Genomic DNA, 2,833 nt, shown 5'->3' with positions numbered 1-2,833 from the left:
CTGGCGACGGGCGAACTGGAGGACAGCGAGGCGCACCGGCGACTTCTGGCCCGGGCCTGGGAGGCGGCACGTGACCGCGACCGGGCCCTGGGCGCCTGGGAGGCATTGGCTGGTCGCAGCGGTGAGGGGGCCGACTGGTTGCACCTGGGCCAGCTGGCCCACGCCTGGGGCCATGACGATCTGGCCAAGCGTGCCCTGACCCGGGCTCGGGAGCGGGGCGCGGATAACGCCGAGCGCTGGCTCGAGGCGATGGCAGCGACGGCTACCCGGCAGGAGGCGGTCGCATTCGACTGATGACCGCGGAATGGCTTGGCCGATTACAGCGCGAGCTCGGTCCACACCGGGGCATGGTCGGAGGGCCTCTCCATGCCGCGCAGATCATAGTCGATGCCGGCGTCCGTCACCTTCTCGGCGAGCGGGGCACTGACCAGGATATGGTCGATGCGCAGGCCACGACGGGGCTCGCGCTCGAAGCCGCGGGAGCGGTAGTCGAACCAGCTGAAGCGGTCGTCTGCCGTCGGGTAGCGAAGCCGGTAGCTGTCGGTCAGCCCCCACGCCTTGATGCCCTCTAGCCATTCACGTTCCACCGGCTGGAAGCTGGTCTTGCCCTCGCGTAGCCAGCGCTTGCGGTTGGCCTCACCGATGCCGATGTCGCGGTCCTCGGGGGAAATGTTGAAATCGCCCATCACTGCCAGGCGCTCGTCGGGCCAGTGCTGCGTCTCCAGCAGGCGCTGGAGCTGGGCGTAAAAGGCCCGCTTGTGGGGGAACTTCACCGGGTGCGCGACGTTCTCGCCCTGGGGAAAGTAGCCGTTCCACACCGTGAGGGGGGCGTCGTCGCCCCGGCACAGACGCACGCCGATCATGCGCCGCTGGGTCTCCTCGCCATCATCGGGAAAGCCGTGGAAGACTGCATCCGGTTCGCCGCACTGGGCGGGGTCGACCATCAGCGCCACGCCATAGTGGCCTTTCTGGCCGTGGTAGAAGACGCGGTAGCCCAGTGCCTCCACCGCCGCAATGGGGAACTCGCTGTCCCGGACCTTGGTTTCCTGAAGGCCGATCACTGCCGGGCGGTGTGTCTCGACCAGAGCGGCGAGCTGGTGCAGGCGGGCCCGGATGCCGTTGATGTTGAAGGAGACCAGCCGCATCGTCAGTCGTCCTTCCGTTCGGAGGTGTCGTTGTCCACGGTCTCGGGGTGGATGGCGATCGGCTGCCCCGCCTCCTGGCGGGCCAGCCTGCGGGCCGCCTGCAGCTTGCGCTGCTGGCGCTTCTTCTGGGTGAAGCGGGTCGTCGAGGTGACCTGGTCGGGGTTCTCGTGGCGCCACTTCTTGAAATCCTTGCGCTTGCCGGTACGGATCTGCACCTTGTCGGCCAGCGAGCGAGTCTTCTTGCGACGTGTCATGATGCAACTCCTTGCATGAATGGGCGCCATTCTACCAGTCGCAGTGACTCTGCCGACAGTAGCGAACCGGTAGCCGGCGTCCGGGGCGCGCCCTCGAGCCCGGAGACTGATACAATCCTGGTTTGCGTCATACACCCCATCCACCGATACGGACAAGACAGCACAGCTTATGAGCGAGTCGGAACAGACCACAGCACCGGCCCAGAACCGCAAGCCCAAGCGTCGCCGGCGCAAGCCGCGCCGTCGCCAGTCGAACTGGGATCTGCGCCAGTTCCAGGTCCCCGTCGTGGCGGGCAAGTGGCGCTTCCATGACTTCGACTTGCCGCTGCCGTTGATGCGGGCCATCCATGCTTTGGGCTTCGAATACTGCACACCGATTCAGGCCGAGGCCCTGGCCCAGACCCTGCTGGGCGGTGACGTGGTGGGCAAGGCCCAGACCGGCACCGGCAAGACCGCCGCCTTCCTGATCTCGATCCTGGCCTACTTCCTCGAGGAGGAGACGCCCAACGGTCAGAAGCCGGGAGCACCGCGGGCGCTGATCGTGGCCCCGACCCGCGAGTTGGCGCTGCAGATCGAGAAGGATGCCAAGGCCCTGGCCCGTTTCACGGATCTCAAGGTCGCCAGTGTCGTGGGTGGCATGGACTACCAGAAGCAGCGCGAGGCACTGGGGGACAAGCTGGACATCCTGGTTGCCACCCCGGGACGGCTGCTGGACTTCCACGAGAAGCGCGACGTCGACCTCACCCAGGTGGAGGTGCTGGTGCTGGACGAGGCGGACCGCATGCTCTCCATGGGCTTCATTCCCGACGTCAAGCGCATCATTCGCCACACGCCGAGCAAGGAGCAGCGCCAGACCTTCCTGTTCTCGGCCACCTTCAGCCAGGACATCCTCAACCTGGCCAGCCAGTGGACCCATGAGCCGGCTCATGTGGAGATCGAGGTCACCGTCGACAACGCCGCCAACATCGACCAGCGTGTCTATCTGGTCGGCGACGAGGACAAGCAGCGCCTGCTGATCAACCTGCTCAAGCAGGAGAGCTTCGACCGGGTCATGGTGTTCGGCAACCGTCGCGATCTGGTGCGCAAGCTCGACGACCTGCTCGAGAAGGCCGGCATCAAGGCCGCCATGCTCTCCGGCGACGTGCCCCAGAACCAGCGCATCGAGACCCTCGAGAAGTTCCGCGAGGGCCAGATCCAGGTGCTGGTGGCCACCGACGTGGCGGGGCGCGGCATCCACATCGAGGATGTCAGCCACGTGATCAACTACACCCTGCCGGAAGACCCCGAGGACTACGTGCACCGCATCGGCCGCACCGGCCGCGCCGGTGCCAAGGGGGTATCGATCAGCTTCGTGGGCGAGGAGGACGCCTTCTCCCTGCCGGAAATCGAGCGCTACATCAACGACAAGCTGCCCTGCGAGCATCCGCCGGAAGG

General features: G+C 66.4%; 3 protein-coding genes and 1 pseudogene. 2 read left to right on the top strand and 2 right to left on the bottom strand.

What is annotated here, in order from left to right:
• Nucleotides 1–294, top strand: a pseudogene (locus RI841_RS14365) (hypothetical protein); the annotation flags it as partial.
• Nucleotides 295–317: 23 nt separating this feature from the next.
• Here the strand turns inward: RI841_RS14365 and xthA are convergent.
• A complete protein-coding gene (gene xthA / locus RI841_RS14360; protein ID WP_310706317.1) occupies nucleotides 318–1,145 on the bottom strand; it encodes an exodeoxyribonuclease III in 828 nt (275 codons plus the stop codon).
• Between the two features lie 2 nt (nucleotides 1,146–1,147).
• Complete coding sequence (locus RI841_RS14355; protein WP_310706316.1) at nucleotides 1,148–1,399, bottom strand: hypothetical protein; 252 nt, start codon at nucleotides 1,397–1,399, stop codon at nucleotides 1,148–1,150.
• A gap of 169 nt (nucleotides 1,400–1,568) precedes the next feature.
• Between RI841_RS14355 and rhlB the strand changes: the two genes are divergently transcribed.
• Nucleotides 1,569–2,833, top strand: a 1,265-nt coding sequence (gene rhlB, locus RI841_RS14350) for an ATP-dependent RNA helicase RhlB (RefSeq protein ID WP_310706315.1), incomplete at its 3' end; no start/stop codon positions are given.

It is taken from the genome of Halomonas sp. (assembly GCF_031581305.1).
Taxonomy (GTDB): Bacteria; Pseudomonadota; Gammaproteobacteria; order Pseudomonadales; family Halomonadaceae; genus Halomonas.
This window is presented reverse-complemented; position numbering and strand designations above follow the sequence as displayed.